This is a genomic window from Curtobacterium sp. BNK-1 (genome assembly GCF_048685235.1).
GTDB classification, from domain to species: Bacteria; Pseudomonadota; Gammaproteobacteria; order Enterobacterales; family Enterobacteriaceae; genus Pantoea; species Pantoea agglomerans.
This window is the reverse complement of sequence record NZ_JBLQTJ010000001.1, coordinates 3,940,183-3,959,387: the sequence shown is the minus strand read 5'-3', so window position 1 is coordinate 3,959,387 and position 19,205 is coordinate 3,940,183. Positions and strand designations below refer to the sequence as shown.

Sequence of the window (19,205 nt, the reverse complement as noted above, 5' to 3'; positions counted from 1 at the left end):
AGGCTACTCAGAGCGGGCTGTGCAACACCCGCCTGCTGCGATCGCGAATCAAACCTGCGCGATCCAGTAACCAGAAAAGTAATTTAGCCATGCCCAGACAGGCAGCAAAAATGATGCAGAAAAACACCACGCGTGAACCGAACGCATCAAGGCCTTCGCGTGCCAGCACGATCATGTTAAAGACCGCGCCAAAACAGAAGCTTTGCAGGATGGCGCCGGTGTAACGGTTGGTCTCAAGGCAGCCACGCTGATAGATTGCATCAAAGGCTTTTATAATCATCCCTACCGCGACCGCACCGATCGGAATCGCCCAGACGCCGCCCATCACCACCAGCGACCCTATCAGCGTGGGTGAAATCGCCAGGCCAGAATGGTTGTTCAGCACTTCCCAGGTGAAGTAGTTAGCACTGTTTAACACTGCCAGCGGCCGATCCGGCCAGAGCCAGGTCGGAATGAAAACGTAGAAATCACGCCACAGCGGTGCCAGCCCCTGAAACTCAATTCTGGCGTAGTTATCCAGCAGCAAGGCGAGATTCTCCCACGGCGAGAAGGTATCACGCGTCAGATAGAGGAAAGTATAAAACGCTTCATCGCCCATAACGTCGAGGTTATAGCGGCGCAGTGCCAGCCAGAACATTCCTGCAATCGCCAGCACGCCCGCCGTTGCCAGCATCCACAAAGTGATCCAGCCACGGGTAATCCCGATAAACAGGAACAGGGCAAACGCAATAATGATATTGGCGCGGGTACCACCCACCAGCGCGTAGGTCAGTAAACCAAAGGCAACGGTCACCACCAGGAACAGCAGCCAGTTGCGGCGCGTCGGGCTCAAAAAGTAGGGGATCAGCATCGCCGGAATAAAGAAATAGAAGAAGCGCTTAAGCGCTACACCCGACACTTCACTGGAGAAAATCTGGTTATAGGCGGTCAGGCGGAACAGCAGAAAACCGTTATGAATGAAGAACACCGTCACGGTACCCAGCGCCACCAGCGCCAGTATCACGCAGGTCAGATGGGTTTCGACGCGATTCATCTGCAGCCAGGGCTTCGCCGGAGACGCGCTGGCGGGTTTCAGCCGCACTTTATAGCTGACGTAATAAATGGCGTAAAACGCCGTGGCCGACAGCAGCGCCTCCAGCAGGTTCTCAACCGGCACCACTTCAACATTAAAGCGAAACACCAGCACGGAGGTCAGCGGGAAGCCGAAGTAAAAGGTCAGTAAGAACAGCAGCGTGAAGAACAGATGAAAGTTAAAACGGACGCGCTTAAACTCCCGCCAGGTCAGGGTCAGAATAAAAACCAGCGACAGCAGATAGACCACCAGCAGGCCGCCAAACTGCATAAGACTCATGACAACTCCCCTTCGCTGAGCTGTAACGCGGCTCGCCAGCCCGCCAGATAACCCGGCGCAAAAAAGGCGATAGCCTGTTTATCACAGCTCATCAGCTGACGACGTGCCTCGGCGATCACCGCAGGCGACAGCGTATCTTCGCTGAACAATACCGGAAGCTGCTGCTCTGCCACATCACGCCAGAATGGATTTTTGCGGGTCAGGACAAACGGCACGTTGGCCTGGATCAGCAGGCAGAGTGTTCCCACCCCTTGCTGACGTTCAAACATAAAATAGCCGACATGGCAGCGCACCAGCAGGGCTAAGTAATCATCAAACGCCAGGTTTTCACGCATCAGATTCACCTGCCCGTTCGGGAACAGCGCATCGGCAGTGGCCTGAATGAGGCTGATATAAGCCTCATTACCTGGCGGATAGCCCAAAGGGACCTCGATACGCACCTGCTCGCCAAACTGCGCGTGAATCGCTTTTAAGCCTTCGATATGCCGGTTACTCGGATCGCCCGAGTTTCCCAGCAACAGCGTAAAAGGCTCCGACGGGACAGATTCAACGGCTGCAGCGGGCATTCTGGTGGGAAAATAGAGCAGTGAACCGGGTACGCGCCGATGGCGCTGCTGGTAGTGATGCAGGTCGCCACGGGTCGCAAAAACTTGTGCAACCCGTCCCTGCGCTATCCGGCGGACCAGATAGAACAGGCGGAACTTCAGGCTGCGCGAATCTTCATAAAGATCGGCACCCCAGACGTGCCAGAAGAGCTGTGAACGACGCAGCTTACCGCTGAGTAACGCCAGCCAGATCCACGGGTTAAACTGTCCGTGGCAGAAAAAACGCTGCTGACGATTTCTGGCCCGCTGCAGTACCGCCTGCGCCAGCGCTTTCTTGCTGGTAAAGCACTCGATCTGCAACGCACTGAACGGCGCCAGGCTCTCAGGCTGTTGCGTCACCACCATAAAATGGCGTGGCGCAGCCGCAGGCTGCTCAACGCTGAGTACGTCGTTGAAAAAGCGCAGCACCGTAAGATTGTGGTGGGGAATGTCCGATCCCAAAACGTGAATTAAAGTCATTTTTTCCGGCAGTAAACAATAAAAGCGCCACAACACAGGGCAAAGTAAGCCATATAGGTAAACATATAGGCCTGCGCCGCACCCGTCGCGCCATGTAACGGGATCAACCAGCGTGAAAACAGGGTCAGCAACAGGAACTGGCTGATCTCAGTCAGAACATAAAAGCGCAGCGAGGCTTTGGCGATAACCAGATATCCGAAAACATAGGCGCCGACCTTAAAAACATCGCCGCACAGCTGCCAGACAAAGAGATCGCGCATCCCGCGAAAAGCTTCAGAGAACAGCAGGCTGATGGCGAAATCGCGCAGTACCCAGACACCCAGGCTGGCAACCGCTACGGCGGGCAGGACAAAGCGCAGTGCACGGCCAATCTCGCGCGCGATGTCGCGTTTGTTATCCAGCCGCGCCAGCGTCGGCAGCAGCCAGACGCTAAACGTCGCGGTAATAAATTGCAGATAGGCATCGGAAATGCTGGTGACGCCCTGCCATAATCCGACCTGTGCCCAGCCCTGCTGCGCCGCCAGCAGATTACGCATCAGCACCCAGGCGACCGGCAGGGTCACGGCGGTGATCAGCGCCATCAGCGTATATTTTGCCAGATTACGGGCCAGCTCAGGATGCCATTGCGGTCGCAGCCAGCTAAGCGGCAGCGGCGCACGGCGTTTCAGCATCAGGAGTGCAGGCAGCAGCAGCAAAGCCGGCACCAGCGCCAGACCCGTCAGCGCGCCCTGATAGCCGCCCAGCCACCAGCAGAGCAGATAGCCTGCCACGCCAATCAGGCTGCCGAGAATCAGCGCCAGCGCATTACCGCGCGCGTCGCGATAGCCCTTCAGCAGCGCCAGGGTAAAGTTGGCCCAGGCGATGCCGAGCTGAAGAAAGGCCACCACGCGGATGACGCCCTGATAGCGGTCGTGACCAAACAGCGCGATACTGATGGGTGCCGCCGCCAGCAGAAACAGCAGCGCCAGCACACAGGAAAAGCCCAGCACCATGGTTGATGCCGTGCCCACCATCGCCCGCAACTGTTCGGGCTGCTGCTGATACTGCGCCACATAGGTGGTAACGCCATTAAAGATGCCTGCGCCCGCCAGCACGCCCAGCACGGTGATCAACTGACGGAAGTTCCCCGCCTGGCCGACACCCTCGGGTCCGAAGCTGACCGCCAGCAGTTTGACGACCAGCAGGCCGGCCACAATTTTTACCAGCGTGGACGATGCGGTCCACACTGAGGCTCTGGCTAATGACATCAGGAAAAGAAGCTCAGCAGTGAGCTGATAACCGTGCTCTGATTGTTATCCGACAGGTTATAAAACAGCGGCAGACGCAGCAGGCGTTCACTTTCCCGCGTGGTAAAGCGATCGTCGCCGACAAACTGCGAGAACCGCTCACCGGCGGGCGAACTGTGCAGCGGAATATAGTGAAACACCGTCAGTATCTCGGCTTCTTTCATCCAGTTTATCAGCGCCTGACGATCGTCCTGATCGCGCAGTTTGATGTAGAACATGTGCGCATTGTGTTCACAGCTGGCGGGGATCACCGGCAGACTGATGCGTCCCTGAGCCGCCAGCGGCTGCAGCGCATCGTAATAACGCTGCCAGATGCGTAACCGCTGCTGGTTGATACCTTCAGCGGCTTCCAGCTGCGCCCAGAGATAGGCTGCCTGCAGATCGGCCATCAGATAGCTCGATCCCATATCGCGCCACGTGTATTTATCGACCTGACCCCGGAAGAACTGGCTGCGATTGGTGCCTTTTTCCCGCACGATCTCGGCGCGCTCGACCAGGCTGGCGTCGTTAATGAGCGTCGCGCCACCTTCGCCGCCGGCGGTGTAGTTCTTGGTTTCGTGGAAACTGAAGCAGCCAATATGACCGATGGTGCCGAGCGCACGACCTTTGTAGCGTGACATCACGCCCTGCGCCGCATCTTCAATCACAAACAGCTTATGCTTTGCCGCCAGCGCCATAATGGTGTCCATTTCACAGGCCACGCCTGCGTAATGGACCGGCACAATGGCGCGGGTTTTTTCAGTGATGGCCGCTTCGATCAGCGTTTCATCAATGTTCATGGTGTCCGGGCGCACATCGACAAACACAATGCGGGCGCCGCGCAGCACAAAGGCGTTGGCGGTAGAGACAAAGGTGTAGCTCGGCATAATCACTTCATCGCCGGGCTGCAGATCGATTAACAGCGCCGCCATCTCCAGCGAAGCGGTACAGGAGGGGGTCAGCAGCACTTTTTTGCTGCCAAACCGCTGCTCCATCCACTGCTGACAGCGACGGGTAAATCCACCATCGCCGCACAGCTTGCCGCTGTTCATCGCCGACTGCATATACTCAATTTCTGTGCCCACAATCGGGGGCGCATTAAATGGAATCATGACCTTTCCTGTAAAACCAGTACGCGGTGCTGTCGAGCCGGGCACCGCTGCGTAAATAGAGGCGCATCGCCGTGAGATTGCTGAGCTGGGTAGCAACCCGAAGCTGAGCCAGCTGTCGTACCCGCGCCCAGTCTGCTGCTGCCAGCATCAGTCGCTGACCCAGCCCCTGGCCCTGCGCGTCGGGCAGTACGCCCAGCAGGCCAATGCGGGCATCGCCATCCACCGCGCGCAGCGAAACAAATCCCTGCAGCTGACCCGCGGCATCGCTTGCCACCAGACACTGATCGTCAAACGCCCCGCGTACCGCATTTTCAATCCACTGCGCATAGAAGCGTCCGCTGGCGTCCGGCGCATACCAGGGCGCGCGAAAACGACTCTGGCTGAAGAGCTGTGAGGCAGCATCGCGCAGTAGCGGGATCTGGGCTTCGCGCGCAATGCGAATTCCCGCCTGCCGTTCCGTCTGTTTCACCGCCAGCGTCAGATCTGCCTCGCCTTCTGCCAGCCGGAACTGGTGCTGCTGCAGCGTATCAATCAGCGCCGTCTCGCTGGCAGCGACTTTCATCTGCATCAGCGCACAGGGATGACGCAGCGCCTGTTCCAGCGGGATGTCACCTTGCGGCTCCAGCCGCACGGTATCAACACCGAAGAATGCGCTCTCCCAGCTAAGGGGATTAATATTGACGTGGACGGGCATGCAATAAATCCAGCAGGTATTGGCCGTAGCCGGTTTTTGTCAGCGCTTCACCCGCGGCCCGCAGCTGGTCATCACTCATCCAGCTGTTACGCCAGGCAATCTCTTCCAGGCAGGCAATTTTGAAGCCCTGACGTTTTTCCACCGTCTGCACAAACATGCTGGCTTCCACCAGGCTGTCGTGTGTGCCGGTATCCAGCCAGGCAAAACCTCGTCCCAGCAGTTCGACCGTCAGCTCACCACGCTCCAGATACATCTGGTTAATGGCCGTGATTTCCAGCTCGCCCCGCGCTGAGGGTTTCACCTGTTTCGCGAATTCAATAACCTGATTGTCATAAAAATAGAGCCCGGTTACTGCCCAGCGCGATTTCGGCTGCTGTGGTTTCTCTTCAATCGAGATCGCCTTGAAGTTATCGTCAAACTCCACCACGCCGAAACGTTCCGGGTCCATGACCTGATAGCCGAACACCGTTGCGCCACGATTCTGTTCAACAACTTTCCGGAGCTTGGGGCTGAAGCCCTGGCCAAAATAGAGGTTATCACCCAGAACCAGGCAGCAATTATCCTCGCCGATAAAGGATTCGCCGATGATAAAGGCCTGCGCCAGCCCATCGGGACTTGGCTGCACCGCATAGCTGAGGCGTATCCCAAATTCACTGCCATCGCCCAGCAGACGTTCAAACTGCGCCCGGTCTTCCGGCGTGGTAATTAACAGGATGTCGCGAATACCCGCCAGCATCAGCACGGAGAGCGGATAGTAGATCATCGGTTTGTCGTAAACCGGCAGAAGTTGCTTTGATACTGCACGGGTTATCGGGTGTAACCGCGTGCCCGACCCTCCCGCTAAAATGATGCCTTTCATCGCTGCTCCTTACGCGGGTTTATTGCGATAAGCCAAGGCGTTCGCCCTGATAGCGGCCATCCAGAATAGCCTGCCACCAGGTGGGATTGGCCAGATACCATGCCACGGTTTTACGCATGCCGCTTTCAAAGGTTTCCTGCGGTACCCAGCCAAGTTCATGCGCGATTTTACTGGCATCAATGGCATAGCGCTGATCGTGACCGGGGCGGTCAGTGACATAGGTAATCAGGTCGCGGTAATGCGCCAGCCCGGCAGGTTTCTGCTCAGCGGCCAGCTCTTCAAGCAGGCTGCAGATAGTTTCAACCACCTCAATATTGCGTCGCTCGTTATGGCCGCCGATATTATAAGTTTCGCCTGGCTTGCCATGGCTGACCACCTGATAGAGTGCGCGGGCGTGATCTTCGACGTAGAGCCAGTCACGAATCTGCTGTCCGTTGCCGTAAACCGGCAAGGCTTTTCCGGCCAGCGCATTGATGATGGTCAGCGGGATCAGCTTCTCCGGGAAATGGCAGGGGCCGTAGTTATTTGAACAGTTGGTGACCAGCGTGGGCAGACCGTAAGTGCGCAGCCAGGCCCGCACTAAATGGTCGCTGCTGGCCTTGCTGGCGGCGTAAGGACTGCTTGGCGCATAGGGTGTGGTTTCGGTGAAGTAAGCCTGGCTGTCATGCAGATCGCCAAAGACTTCATCGGTCGAGATATGGTGGAACAGAAAGGCGGTTTTACGCGCGTCATCCAGGTTTTGCCAGTAAAAACGCGCGGCTTCCAGCAACTGATAAGTCCCGACAATATTGGTCTCGATAAAGGCTACCGGCCCGTCAATCGAACGATCCACATGGCTTTCAGCCGCAAGATGCATCACACAGCCTGGCTGATGACGGGCAAACACCTGATCAAGTGCCGGGCGATCGCAGATATCGACCTGCTCAAAATGAAAGCGGGGCGAGTCGGCAACGCTGGCGAGTGACGCCAGATTTCCGGCGTAGCTGAGTTTATCGACCACCACCACCTGATGTTCGGTTTCTGCGATCAGAAAGCGCACCAGTGCAGAACCGATAAACCCGGCACCGCCCGTGATCAGAAAACGCCTCATCGCCACACACCTTTGGTGTCGACAATCCAGTTCTGCTGAACGCTGGCGCCATCAATGGCGCGGAAGGCGCGGTGATCGACCAGCATCACCAGAATATCGGCCTGTTCCAGCGCCTGCCCGGCAGAGACCAGCACGGCTTTGTCGGCCAGTGCGTCAGCAAGCTGCTCAATATGGGGTTCAACCACCCAGGTGGTGCCGCTGTGCCACTCTGCAATTTTCTGTGCCACGCCCACCGCCGGGCTTTCGCGCAGGTCGTCAATATTGGGTTTAAAGGCCAGGCCAAAGCAGGCGATGGTGATATCGCTGGCGCGCTTGCCGGTCTGTGTCAGGCAGTCCGCCAGCGCGGTTTTCACCTGGTCCAGCACCCACTGAGGCTTGGCGTCATTGACCTCGCGCGCGGTGCGGATCAGGCGGGCTAATTCAGGATTCTGCGCCACGATGAACCAGGGATCGACGGCGATACAGTGACCGCCGACGCCTGGGCCCGGCTGCAGAATGTTGACGCGCGGATGGCGATTCGCCAGCGCAATCAGCTCCCAGACGTTAATCCCCTGATCGGCACAAATCAGCGACAGCTCATTGGCAAAGGCGATATTCACGTCACGGAAGCTGTTTTCTGTCAGCTTACACATCTCGGCGGTTCGGGCGTTGGTTTCAACGCATTCGCCTTTTAAAAACAGCCGATAAAGCTCGCTGGCGCGGGCGGAACAGGCTGGCGTCATGCCGCCAATCACCCGGTCGTTGTTAATCAGCTCAACCATCACCTGACCAGGCAGCACGCGCTCCGGACAGTAGGCCACAAAAATATCGGGCGTATCACCGTGCTGAGGAAAGCGCAGGTCGGGACGCGCCGCCGCCAGCCAGTCGGCCATCTGTTCGGTGCTGCCCACCGGTGAGGTCGACTCCAGAATCACCAGGTCGCCCTTTTTCAGTACCGGCGCAATCGACTCCGCCGCGGCTTTCACAAAGCGCAGATCGGGCTGATGCTCATCTTTAAAAGGGGTCGGTACGGCGATAAGAAAAGCGTCGGCGGCTTCCGGCTGCGTGGTGGCGCGCAGATCGCCACGCGTAACGGCCGCATGCACCACCTGATCTAAATCGGGCTCCACAATATGGATCGCGCCACGATTGATGGTTTCAACGGCACGCGCGTTGATATCCACGCCCACCACTTTTTTTCCCTTTGAGGCAAAAACGGCTGCCGTCGGCAGCCCAATGTATCCCAGTCCAATCACGGAGATGGTTTCAAAACTCATAATTCGGCTCGGTTATCTTTTAAGGCTTGTAAAATACGACCACAGGCTTTGCCATCGCCATACGGATTATGGGCGTGGCTCATCGCCTGCCAGGCAGCGTCGTCAGTCAGCAAGCTGCTGACCTCCGCCACGATTCGGGCGATATCGGTCCCCACCAGTTTGACGGTGCCGGCGTCGACCGCTTCAGGCCGCTCGGTGGTGTCACGCATCACCAGCACCGGTTTACCCAGCGAAGGCGCTTCCTCCTGAATGCCACCGGAGTCAGTGAGGATGAGCCAGGCGCGGTTCATCAGCCAGACAAAAGGCAGATACTCCTGCGGTTCAATCAGAATGATATTCTCAATGCCGCTGAGAATCCGGTTTACCGGCTCGCTGACATTGGGATTAAGGTGCACCGGATAGACAATCTGCGCCTCGGGATGCTGGCGGGCAATCTGCGCCAGCGCGCTGCAGATACGTTCAAAGCCGCCACCAAAGCTTTCGCGACGATGTCCGGTGACCAGCACCAGTTTCTTATCCGGGTCGAGAAACGGATAGCGCGCCGCCAGTTGTGCATTCAGATTGCTGTCATCCAGCACCCTGTCGCGAACCCACAGCAGCGCATCAATGACCGTATTGCCGGTCACGATAATGCGCGCATCGGGCAGATTTTCCTGCAACAGATTCTGACGCGATCGGGAGGTGGGGGTGAAATGCAGATGGGCAAGATGACCGGTAAGTTTACGGTTACCCTCTTCCGGCCATGGCGAGGCGAGATCGCCGGTACGCAGACCGGCCTCCACATGCCCGACCGGAATCTGATGATAAAATGCCGCCAGGCTCGCCGCCAGTGTGGTGGTGGTGTCACCATGCACCAGCACGATGTCCGGTTTGAAGTCGAGCAGGACAGTTTTCATGCCCTCTAAAATGCGGCAGGTGATCTCGGTCAGCCCCTGCTCGGGACGCATAATATTGAGATCATAGTCCGGCTGCAGCTTGAACAGGCGCAGCACCTGATCGAGCATTTCGCGATGCTGTGCGGTGACGCACAGTCGCGATTCGAAAGCGGGATCCTGCGCCAGCGCCTGAACCAGCGGTGCCATTTTGATCGCTTCGGGACGAGTACCAAATACCGTCAGAACTTTCACACTGTTTCTCTCACTCATGCGTGTCTGACATCAGACGCGGACGACGTGCCAGCGCCACTCCCGCGCCTGTTAATGCCCCAATGGCACCCCACATAATCATCATGAACAGACGTCGCGGACTGTCACGTGATACCGGCTCTTCCGGCGTACGCAGATAACGGTAGGTCTGGAACTGGCTGTTCAGTTTTGGCCCGGTCTGCAGCGTGGTCAGCATTGCTCTGTTCTGATCATAGCTGATATCAAACTCCGGACCGGTAGCGCGCAGCGTATCCAGCTGTCCCTGTAAAACCGGCTGGCCCAGCAGAAACAGGTCGCTGTCTGCCAGATTTTCACCCGCTTCACGCGTCTGTTTCTCATTGATGCCCTGCTGGCTGGCGATCTTCAGCGCCTGCTCCAGCCGATGCTGCTGGCGCTGAAACACCGCATTAGCCACATCTTCCTGACGTTTCACCTGCGCCTGCAACTGGTCGGTACGTGCCCGCCAGGCACCTTTTAGCTCATCATTCAGATGACGCGCGGCGCGCTCACTGGCATAGGCGATGTACTGACGCAGCAGATTATTGGCGTCGCCAGCGGTTTCCGCTTTGAGTTTGACGTTATCGGGCAGGTTATGTGCCGCGTCAGCGGGCGTGAACAGGATATTGCCGATCATATCGTCGAGCAGCGCGGCATCATTATGCGCATTGCCGGTTTTACGACTCTTGTAATAATCCGTTTGCTGCCAGAACTCACGACGCGTATCCCAGGAGGCGAGTTGCATGGTGAACTCCTGATAAACCTGATCCATCACCGTAGGTGAAGGTGCGGCCAGGGTTAAGGCGTTGTTGCGCACATCCAGATTGGTCAGAAATTGCTGCTGTGCATAGTAAGAACCCAGCATGTTCACCGTCGGACGATCGGTGATCGCCGTGGTGCTCCAGACCTGTTTCAGCAGCAGCGTGGCCAGCCAGGCGACCAGAGCAAACAGCAGCGCCAGCCCGATAATCCAGCGCTTGCCACGCCATAAACGGCAGCAAAAGCTGCGAATATCCAGTTCGTTGTCCACAACGTCAGAAGGCATGGCAGAGGTATCCTTTATCAGCTCTTTTCAGGGTAATTTGTTTTTTGCTTCGCGATGATGGCTCAGACGGCGCTTAATGCGGCGGACACGTCGCGCCACGCGCCACGCATGTTTGAGGCAGTAGCCGTAAACCATAAACGCGCCCAGGAATAGCAGCAGCATCACCCACTCCGGGATAAATGCCAGATATTCGCCCAGCACACCGATACCGGCGAGAATAGCCGCCGCAACGGTAATCAGTACAAAGGCCTGACGGGAGGTAAAGCCGGCACGCATAATCAGATGGTGGATGTGCTGACGGTCAGCCGAGAACGGACTCATGCCTTTACGCAGGCGACGATACATAATCGCCACCATATCCATCAGAGGAATGGCAATAAGCCACAGTGCAGTAACGGGCGTGATGGGATGGCTCAGACCCTGCGTCGTTTCCAGCAGAATCCAGATAATGGTGAACCCGATCATGGTGCTGCCGGCATCGCCCATAAAGACTTTGAAGCGACGGCCAAGGAAGCCGAGGTTAAGCAGGATATAGGGCAGCGTGGCGGCAATCATCGCAAAACACCACATCGCGAGGCTGGTCTGGCCGTCGAAGTAGAGGATGATCCCCATGGCGGCGAAGGTGACCGAGGAGAGTCCGCCCAGCAGACCGTCGATCCCATCCACCATATTAAAGGCGTTAATCGCGGCCCAGACGGCAAACAGCGTCAGCACATAGCCGAAGGGCCCCACGATAAGCTCGAACGGGCCGACGATAAAGCCCAGGCTAAGCAGATAGAGTTTTGCGCCAAACATCATCACCAGTGCGACAATCGCCTGCACCACCGCGCGGATCTTGACGCTGATATCGAAACGGTCATCCAGTGCGCCAACCAGCACCAGAACACCGGCGCAGCCCAGATAGAGCAGCGCGTGAGGCAGATAGTAGTTGGTAATGGCAAACGTGAAGCAGATACCTGCGAACACAGAAATGCCGCCCACCAACGGAATCGCGCCATGATGGCGTTTACGTGAGTTAGGCTTATCAACTAAACCAATTTTTTTAGCTGCTTTTCGAGCAAAAAAGAGGAAAGCCAGGGAAAAGAGAAAAATTAAACCAAGCTCAGTACTCATAGTGAGTAAATTCACGTTAAACGCTCTCAGCTAACATCCCGCACAACAATACGCGAAAAAACGCGCCTATCGCTGTGTCGGATTCCGAATTCTGCATAAAGAGACAGACGAACGGTCAAAAGTTCGCCATCGCTACCACAGTCATTATAAATGCTCCTGCCAGTGTTCAATCCTATAGCTCACAAATGAAAAACGCCACGTTGAGACGTGGCGTGAGGTCGATTTTCTGCGCATCTGGACTAAAAAAGCCGAATCTGTGGTTCGGCCAGGCAGTATCGGATTAAGAACGCTTCATCATATCGAAGAATTCATCATTAGTTTTGGTCATCGCCAGCTTGTTGATGAGGAATTCCATTGCGTCGATTTCGCCCATCGGGTGAATAATCTTACGCAGGATCCACATCTTCTGCAGCTCTTCCTGAGAGGTGAGCAGCTCTTCTTTACGCGTACCAGAGCGGTTGTAATCAATCGCCGGGAAGACGCGTTTTTCAGCGATTTTACGGGCGAGATGCAGTTCCATGTTACCGGTACCTTTAAACTCTTCGTAAATCACTTCATCCATCTTCGAACCGGTATCAACCAGCGCGGTCGCGATGATGGTCAGGCTACCGCCCTCTTCCACGTTACGTGCAGCACCAAAGAAACGCTTTGGACGATGCAGGGCGTTGGCATCCACACCACCGGTCAGGACTTTACCTGAAGCAGGAACCACGGTGTTGTAAGCACGTGCCAGACGTGTAATGGAGTCGAGCAGGATGATGACATCTTTTTTGTGCTCAACCAGACGCTTGGCCTTCTCGATCACCATTTCAGCAACCTGAACGTGGCGTGAAGCTGGCTCATCGAAGGTTGAGGCGATAACTTCGCCTTTCACCAGACGCTGCATCTCGGTGACTTCTTCCGGGCGCTCATCGATCAGCAGTACCATCAGGGTACAGTCCGGATAGTTGTGCGCCAGGCTCTGCGCGATGTTCTGCAGCAGCATGGTTTTACCGGCTTTCGGTGGTGCAACAATCAGACCACGCTGGCCACGACCAATTGGCGATGCCAGATCCAGTACGCGAGCGGTTAAATCTTCCGTTGAGCCATTACCCCGCTCCATACGCAGACGTTTATTTGCGTGCAGCGGCGTGAGGTTTTCGAACAGAATCTTATTACGCGCATTTTCCGGCTTGTCGTAGTTAACTTCGTTAACTTTCAGCAGCGCAAAATAACGTTCACCCTCTTTCGGTGGACGGATTTTGCCAGAGATGGTGTCACCAGTGCGGAGGTTGAAGCGGCGGATTTGACTAGGGGAGACGTAGATATCATCAGGGCCGGCGAGGTAGGAGCTGTCTCCGGAACGGAGGAATCCAAATCCATCCTGAAGGATCTCCAGCACGCCATCACCGAAGATGTCTTCGCCGCTTTTCGCGTGCTGCTTCAGGATTGAAAAGATAATGTCCTGCTTGCGCATACGAGCCTGGTTTTCCAGTCCCATATTTTCGCCGAGAGTAACCAGCTCAGCAACCGGCGTATTCTTTAATTCGGTAAGATTCATAGTGATGGGTTCTTAAACTCGGGGTAATACTCGGAATGTTTGTCGTGAATGGTATGGCAACTAATCCATGCCGTTAATGGCTCTTTTCGGCTCTTCCTGACGATCATCGTATGGAATGGCGATCGGTATGCAGGGAGATGTCCGAATGTGATGCCAGAGTTGGAGCTAACCGTAAGATTGCTGAACCGTTCTATCTTTATAAGGTACAGGGCGACAGGGTTCAACAAGGGAAAACTTTTAGATGCTAACTACAAGGTAAGTTCGTAATGCAGTGCTGGTAAATTAGCACGCCTGAAAGCGAACGTCCAGCAGCAGGAGATAAATTCACCACTGCCGGACATTCAGCCCTGAATTACGCCAGATTGGCGTTCAGGAACTCTTTCAGCTGGCCTTTAGACAGCGCGCCCACTTTGGTCGCGGCGACTTCGCCATTTTTAAACAGCAGCAGCGTCGGGATACCACGAATGCCATACTTCGGTGCCGTGCCTGGGTTATCATCAATATTCAGCTTAGCGATGGTCAGCTTGCCATCATACTCTTCTGCAACTTCATCAAGGATTGGCGCGATCATTTTGCAAGGACCGCACCATTCAGCCCAGAAATCTACCAGTGTAACGCCGTCGGCTTTCAGCACGTCGGTGTCGAAACTGTCATCAGTCAGATGAACGATTTTATCGCTGCTCATGTTTTACTCCACAAGATTATGCCTGGCGAATTGGCGTAAAATATACCAATGTTGGTTGACTTTATTTCATCGGATACGCTTTCGTAAAGCGATAGTAAGCTGATATTCTACCACACTATGAGCAAAACACACTTAACTGAACAGAAGTTTTCCGACTTCGCCCTGCACCCAAAAGTGGTGGAAGCCCTTGATACTAAAGGCTTTCAATACTGCACGCCGATTCAGGCGTTAGCTCTGCCTTTTACGCTTTCAGGGCGTGATGTTGCAGGCCAGGCGCAAACCGGTACCGGCAAAACGATGGCGTTTCTGACGTCAACGTTTCATCATCTTCTCTCTCATCCTGCGGCGGAAGGTCGTCAGGTTAACCAGCCACGGGCATTAATTCTTGCGCCGACGCGTGAACTTGCTGTGCAGATTCATGCAGATGCAGAACCCCTTACCGCCTCAACCGGCCTGAAACTGGGTCTCGCCTATGGCGGAGACGGTTATGACAAACAGCTTAAAGTGCTGGAGCATGGCGTTGATATTCTGGTGGCTACCACCGGTCGCCTGATCGACTACGCGAAACAGAATCACGTCAACCTCGGTGCTATTCAGGTCATGGTGCTGGACGAAGCCGATCGTATGTTCGATCTGGGCTTTATTAAAGATATTCGCTGGCTGTTCCGTCGCATGCCGCCGGCGACTCAGCGTCTGAGCATGCTGTTCTCGGCGACCCTCTCTTACCGCGTCCGTGAACTGGCGTTTGAGCACATGAACAGTGCTGAATATGTGGAAGTGGAACCGGAACAGAAAACCGGCCATCGCATTCAGGAAGAGCTTTTCTATCCGTCTAACGAAGAGAAAATGCGCCTGTTGCAGACCCTGCTGGAAGAAGAGTGGCCCGATCGCGCCATTATTTTCGCCAACACCAAGCACCGCTGTGAAGATATCTGGGGCCACCTGGCTGCCGATGGACATCGTGTCGGCCTGCTGACCGGCGACGTTGCTCAGAAGAAGCGCCTGCGCATTCTGGATGACTTCACCAAAGGTGATGTGGATATTCTGGTCGCCACTGACGTGGCTGCTCGCGGTCTGCACATCCCGGCTGTTACCCACGTCTTTAACTACGATCTGCCAGACGACTGTGAAGATTACGTTCACCGTATTGGCCGTACCGGTCGTGCAGGCGCCAGCGGTCATTCAATCAGCCTGGCCTGTGAAGAGTACGCGCTGAATCTGCCTTCGATTGAAGAGTACATCGGCCACAGCATCCCGGTCAGCAAGTACAGCAGCGAAGCGTTGTTAACGGATTTACCGCCGCCTAAGCGTCTGCAACGCAGCCGTTCCGGCAATGGCCCACGTCGCGGAGGGAATAACGCCAATCGTCGCGGTGCTCCACGCAACAACAACCGTAAACGTTCAGGTTAAGGCCACCATGCTAAGCGCATCGTCACTTTATGCAGCGATTGATTTAGGGTCTAACAGCTTTCATATGTTGGTGGTGCGCGAGGTCTCTGGCAGTATCCAGACCGTTGCAAAAATTAAGCGCAAGGTTCGCCTTGCTGCCGGTCTGGATAAAAATAACCTGTTGTCAGCCGACGCGATGTCGCGGGGCTGGCAATGCCTCAGACTGTTCTCTGAACAACTGCAGGATATTCCCCCCGATCAGATTCGCGTGGTGGCGACCGCCACGCTGCGTCTGGCTGCCAATGCGCAGACCTTCCTCGACACCGCCCAACAGATCCTTGGCTGTACCATCAACGTCATCAGCGGTGAAGAAGAGGCGCGCCTGATTTATCAGGGCGTGGCCCACACCACCGGCGGTTCCGACCAGCGTTTAGTGGTCGATATCGGCGGCGGCAGCACCGAGCTGGCTACCGGCGACGGATCGCACGCGTCGGTGCTGTTCAGTCTGTCGATGGGCTGTGTGACGTGGCTGGAGCGCTTCTTCAGCGATCGTCATCTGGCAAAAGAGAACTTTGACCAGGCCGAGCTGGCGGCGCGTGAAATGATCCAGCCTATTGCAGCGCAACTGCGTGAGCAGGGCTGGCAGGCCTGCGTTGGTGCCTCTGGCACGGTTCAGGCGCTGCAGGAGATCATGGTGGCGCAGGGCATGGATGAGCGCATCACGCTGAATAAGCTGCAGCAGCTGAAGCAGCGCGCCATTCAGTGCGGCAAACTGGAAGAGCTGGAAATCGAAGGACTGACGCTGGAGCGGGCGCTGGTGTTCCCCAGCGGCCTGTCGATTCTGATCGCCATCTTCCAGGAGCTCAGTATCGATAGCATGACGCTGGCGGGCGGCGCACTGCGTGAAGGACTGGTCTACGGCATGCTGCATCTGCCCATCGACCGGGATATCCGAACCCGCACGCTGCATAACGTCCAGCGCCGTTTCAGCATTGATGTCGAGCAGGCGGATCGCGTGCGTCAGCTGGCGGAGAGCTTTTTCCGTCAGGTTTCCACGTTGTGGAAGCTTGATCAGCGCTGTCGTGAGTTGCTGCTCAGCGCCTGCGCGATCCACGAAATCGGCCTGAGCGTTGACTTCCGTCATGCGCCGCAGCATGCGGCGTATCTGGTGCGTCACCTCGATCTTCCTGGTTTCACACCGGCGCAGAAGAAGCTGCTGGCCTGTTTACTGCAAAACCAGAGCGGCAGCATCGATCTGGCTTTGCTGACTCAGCAGAACGCCCTGCCGCCGCGGCTGGCGGAACGGATGTGCCGTCTGCTGCGGCTGGCGATTATTTTCTCCACCCGCCGTCGCGATGACACCCTGCCTGCGGTGCGGCTACAGGCAGACGATGATGCCCTGCATCTGACCCTGCCCGCGGGCTGGCTGGAGGCCCATCCGTTGCGCAGTGAGCTGCTGGAGCAGGAAAGCCATTATCAGTCTTACGTCCACTGGTTATTAACCCTGTCGTAATTGCCGTCGCGTGAGGCGAATCTCCTTCGCCTCCTGCACTGGTTTAACTCTTTTTCGCCTTATCCAGCATCGCTCTCAGACCGGCCACCCGGCTCTGACCAGTTTTCATCCGCTCCTCCGCACTGACCACTTTGCGCTCGGTCTCCCATTGCAGATCGTCCTGCGGCAGTTCCAGCAGAAAACGGCTCGGCTCCGGCCGGATTAATTCACCATATTGCCGGCGTTCGCGACACAGGGTAAAGGTCAGCTCTTTCTGCGCCCGTGTGATCCCCACGTAGGCCAGGCGACGCTCCTCTTCGATATTATTCTCATCGATGCTGCTCTGATGCGGTAACAGCCCCTCCTCCATGCCCACCAGGAACACATAGGGGAACTCCAGCCCTTTGGAGGCGTGCAGCGTCATCAGTTGCACCTGATCCAGCTCTTCATCGCTTTCACCGCGCTCCATCATGTCGCGCAGGGTAAAGCGCGTCACCACCTGCGCCAGCGTCATCGGCTCATCGATATCGCTGCCCTCCAGCATTTCGGTCATCCACTGAAACAGCGTGTTGACGTTCTTCATCCGCATCTCTGCGGCTTTCGGGCTGCCGGAGGTTTCGAACAGCCAGCTTTCGTAGTCGATGCCGCGAATCAAATCACGCACCGCGTTCACCGGCTCACGTTCGGTCAGCTGGATAATCTCATTCAGCCAGTGGGTAAACCGCTGCAGATGCTCCAGACCGCGGCCACTCAGCGTCTGCCCCAGACCGACATCAAAACTGGCGTTAAACAGGCTCTTGCTGCGCAGGTTGGCCCACTCACCGAGCTTCTGCAGCGTAGCCGGGCCAATCTCACGGCGCGGCGTATTGACGATGCGCAGAAACGCGCTGTCATCCTCAGGATTGGTCAGCACGCGCAGATAGGCGAGCAGATCTTTGATCTCGGGCCGTGAGAAGAACGAAGTACCGCCAGAGATGCGATAAGGGATGCGGTTCTGCATCAGAAACTTTTCAAAGGTCCGGGACTGATGGTTACCACGATAAAGAATCGCGTAATCTTTGTACTGCGTCCGGTTGATAAAGTGATGCGCGATGAGCTCGCCAGTGACCCGCTCCGCTTCATGCTCTTCGCTGTTGGCAGTGAGCACCTTCAGCTCGCTGCCCTGCCCCAGCTCCGAAAAGAGCCGCTTCTCAAAGACGTGCGGGTTATTGGCAATCAGGATATTTGCCGCTTTCAGTATGCGCTGCGAAGAGCGGTAGTTCTGCTCCAGCTTCACCACCTCCAGCGCCGGGAAATCCTGATTCAGCAGCACCAGATTCTGCGGGCGTGCGCCGCGCCAGGAGTAGATAGACTGATCATCATCGCCCACCACCGTGAAGCGCGCCCGCGCCCCCACCAGCAGCTTAACCAGTTCATACTGGCTGGTGTTGGTATCCTGATACTCATCCACCAGCAGATAGCGGATACGCTGCTGCCAGCGTTCACGCACCTCCTGATTACGCTGCAGCAGCAGCGTCGGCAGCAGAATCAAATCGTCGAAATCGAGCACGTTGCACGACTTAAGATGCTGGCTGTAGAGGGCGTAGCAGTGAGCAAAAATATTATCCTGCTGCGATCGCGCCAGCGCGGCGGCGCCCTGCGGATCGATCAGATCATTTTTCCAGTTCGAGATGGTGGAGATGAGCTGCTGTAGCAGCGTCTTATCCTCTTCCAGCCACTCTTTTGTCAGCTCTTTCAGCAGGGCGAGCTGATCCTGATCGTCGAACAGCGAGAAGTTTGACTTCATGCCCAGCGCCGCGGTTTCGCGTTTGATGATCTCCAGCCCCAGCGTATGGAAGGTGGAGATCAGCAGACCGCGCGCCTCTTTGCGGCCCAGCGTCTGCGCCACACGCTCTTTCATTTCGCGCGAAGCTTTATTGGTAAAGGTCACTGCGGCGATGTGGCGCGCCTGATAGCCGCATTCACGGATCAGATGGGCGATTTTATTGGTAATCACGCGGGTTTTGCCCGATCCCGCGCCCGCCAGCACCAGACAGGGACCGGTAACAAATTCGACGGCACGTTGTTGGCTGGGGTTTAAACGCATAGGAGAAATCGCCTGATTGAAT

The 19,205-nt window shown here is 56.3% G+C and carries 16 protein-coding genes; 2 read left to right on the top strand and 14 right to left on the bottom strand.

Annotation, left to right across the window (positions count from 1 at the left end):
- Positions 1-7: 7 nt before the first annotated feature.
- The 13 genes from wzyE to trxA all read right to left on the bottom strand — a co-directional run bounded on the left by wzyE (position 8) and on the right by trxA (position 14,216).
- Complete coding sequence (wzyE, locus tag ACMGGP_RS18635; protein ID WP_033767575.1) at positions 8-1,351, bottom strand: ECA oligosaccharide polymerase; 1,344 nt, start codon at positions 1,349-1,351, stop codon at positions 8-10.
- Positions 1,348-2,415 (bottom strand): TDP-N-acetylfucosamine:lipid II N-acetylfucosaminyltransferase, encoded by a 1,068-nt coding sequence (wecF, locus tag ACMGGP_RS18630; protein WP_159227211.1) that lies wholly within the window; start codon positions 2,413-2,415, stop codon positions 1,348-1,350. Before wecF ends, wzyE begins: the two co-directional genes overlap by 4 nt.
- Positions 2,412-3,662 (bottom strand): lipid III flippase WzxE, encoded by a 1,251-nt coding sequence (wzxE, locus tag ACMGGP_RS18625; RefSeq protein ID WP_498798700.1) that lies wholly within the window; start codon positions 3,660-3,662, stop codon positions 2,412-2,414. Before wzxE ends, wecF begins: the two co-directional genes overlap by 4 nt.
- Positions 3,662-4,792: a dTDP-4-amino-4,6-dideoxygalactose transaminase gene (gene rffA, locus ACMGGP_RS18620; protein ID WP_010257349.1), complete on the bottom strand. Its 1,131-nt coding sequence runs from the start codon at positions 4,790-4,792 to the stop codon at positions 3,662-3,664. Before rffA ends, wzxE begins: the two co-directional genes overlap by 1 nt.
- Positions 4,779-5,486, bottom strand: coding sequence for a dTDP-4-amino-4,6-dideoxy-D-galactose acyltransferase (gene rffC / locus ACMGGP_RS18615; RefSeq protein WP_187512112.1), 708 nt, complete (start codon positions 5,484-5,486; stop codon positions 4,779-4,781). Before rffC ends, rffA begins: the two co-directional genes overlap by 14 nt.
- Entirely contained in the window at positions 5,464-6,345 is an 882-nt protein-coding gene (gene rfbA, locus ACMGGP_RS18610) for a glucose-1-phosphate thymidylyltransferase RfbA (protein ID WP_132499519.1), read from the bottom strand. The genes rffC and rfbA overlap by 23 nt, the downstream gene beginning before the upstream one ends.
- A 19-nt stretch (positions 6,346-6,364) precedes the next feature.
- Positions 6,365-7,435, bottom strand: a complete 1,071-nt coding sequence (rfbB, locus tag ACMGGP_RS18605) for a dTDP-glucose 4,6-dehydratase (RefSeq protein ID WP_498798699.1) — start codon at positions 7,433-7,435, stop codon at positions 6,365-6,367.
- Complete coding sequence (gene wecC, locus ACMGGP_RS18600; RefSeq protein ID WP_010257361.1) at positions 7,432-8,691, bottom strand: UDP-N-acetyl-D-mannosamine dehydrogenase; 1,260 nt, start codon at positions 8,689-8,691, stop codon at positions 7,432-7,434. The genes rfbB and wecC overlap by 4 nt, the downstream gene beginning before the upstream one ends.
- Positions 8,688-9,836 (bottom strand): non-hydrolyzing UDP-N-acetylglucosamine 2-epimerase, encoded by a 1,149-nt coding sequence (gene wecB / locus ACMGGP_RS18595; RefSeq protein ID WP_022624854.1) that lies wholly within the window; start codon positions 9,834-9,836, stop codon positions 8,688-8,690. The genes wecC and wecB overlap by 4 nt, the downstream gene beginning before the upstream one ends.
- A complete protein-coding gene (gene wzzE, locus ACMGGP_RS18590; protein ID WP_010257365.1) occupies positions 9,829-10,878 on the bottom strand; it encodes an ECA polysaccharide chain length modulation protein in 1,050 nt (349 codons plus the stop codon). The genes wecB and wzzE overlap by 8 nt, the downstream gene beginning before the upstream one ends.
- A 27-nt stretch (positions 10,879-10,905) precedes the next feature.
- The gene (gene wecA, locus ACMGGP_RS18585; RefSeq protein ID WP_022624853.1) at positions 10,906-11,991 is read right to left on the bottom strand and encodes a UDP-N-acetylglucosamine--undecaprenyl-phosphate N-acetylglucosaminephosphotransferase; all 1,086 of its coding nucleotides are present in this window, start codon (positions 11,989-11,991) and stop codon (positions 10,906-10,908) included.
- 280 nt (positions 11,992-12,271) lie between these two features.
- Entirely contained in the window at positions 12,272-13,531 is a 1,260-nt protein-coding gene (gene rho / locus ACMGGP_RS18580) for a transcription termination factor Rho (RefSeq protein ID WP_010257369.1), read from the bottom strand.
- Positions 13,532-13,883: 352 nt separating this feature from the next.
- Positions 13,884-14,216: a thioredoxin TrxA gene (gene trxA / locus ACMGGP_RS18575; protein ID WP_003851963.1), complete on the bottom strand. Its 333-nt coding sequence runs from the start codon at positions 14,214-14,216 to the stop codon at positions 13,884-13,886.
- Positions 14,217-14,333: 117 nt separating this feature from the next.
- Here trxA and rhlB point away from each other — a divergent pair, with 117 nt between their 5' ends.
- Positions 14,334-15,626, top strand: a complete 1,293-nt coding sequence (rhlB, locus tag ACMGGP_RS18570; RefSeq protein WP_010257379.1) for an ATP-dependent RNA helicase RhlB — start codon at positions 14,334-14,336, stop codon at positions 15,624-15,626.
- A gap of 7 nt (positions 15,627-15,633) precedes the next feature.
- Positions 15,634-17,118 (top strand): guanosine-5'-triphosphate,3'-diphosphate diphosphatase, encoded by a 1,485-nt coding sequence (gppA, locus tag ACMGGP_RS18565; protein ID WP_010671664.1) that lies wholly within the window; start codon positions 15,634-15,636, stop codon positions 17,116-17,118.
- A gap of 43 nt (positions 17,119-17,161) precedes the next feature.
- Here gppA and rep read toward each other — a convergent pair whose 3' ends face one another.
- Positions 17,162-19,183 carry a DNA helicase Rep gene (gene rep / locus ACMGGP_RS18560; RefSeq protein ID WP_010257384.1) on the bottom strand — a complete coding sequence of 674 codons (2,022 nt, stop codon included), beginning with the start codon at positions 19,181-19,183 and terminating at the stop codon, positions 17,162-17,164.
- Between the last annotated feature and the right edge of the window lie 22 nt (positions 19,184-19,205).